Origin of the sequence: Mesorhizobium sp. M0244 (genome assembly GCF_040321795.1) — a bacterium.
GTDB lineage: Bacteria > Pseudomonadota > Alphaproteobacteria > Rhizobiales > Rhizobiaceae > Mesorhizobium.
Map to the genome: position 1 here is coordinate 1 of NZ_JAMYSE010000242.1, position 591 is coordinate 591.

1 protein-coding gene is annotated in these 591 nt (G+C 70.1%); it reads left to right on the top strand.

The window, feature by feature from the left end; translation table 11 throughout:
* Positions 1–591: AMP-binding enzyme (locus NKJ08_RS38865; protein WP_352786433.1), on the top strand; the 591-nt coding region annotated here is incomplete at both ends.

Consider the following 591-nt stretch of genomic DNA (forward strand, 5'->3'; position numbering starts at 1 on the left):
GATCTGACGGCGGAGCGGTTCATCGCCAGTCCCTTTGTGGAAGGCGATCGGCTGTATAAGACCGGCGATCTGGCGCGTTATCTGCCGGACGGCAATCTGGAGTTTCTGGGCCGCAACGACGACCAGGTGAAGATCCGCGGCTTCCGCATCGAGCCGGGCGAGATCGCGGCGCGGCTTTGCGAGCACGCCTGGGTGCGCGAGGCGGTGGTGGTGGCGCGCCAGGACCGGGCCGGCGACAAGCACCTTGTCGCCTATGTCGTGTGTGGACCCGAGGCAGGATCGGACGAGGACGATGGCGGCGGGCTTGCCGGCGCCTTGCGCGCGCATGTGAGCGGGCGGCTGCCGGACTACATGGTGCCGGCTGCGTTCGTGCGGCTCGCGGCGCTGCCGCTGACGCCGAACGGCAAGCTCGACCGCAAGGCACTGCCGGCGCCGGCCGACGGCGCCTATGCGCGGACGGCCTATGAGGCGCCGCAGGGCGCGGTCGAGACGGCGCTGGCACAGATCTGGGCGGAGCTTCTCGGTGTCGAGCGGGTCGGGCGCCACGACAACTTCTTCGAACTGGGCGGCCATTCGCTCCTGGCGGTGCAG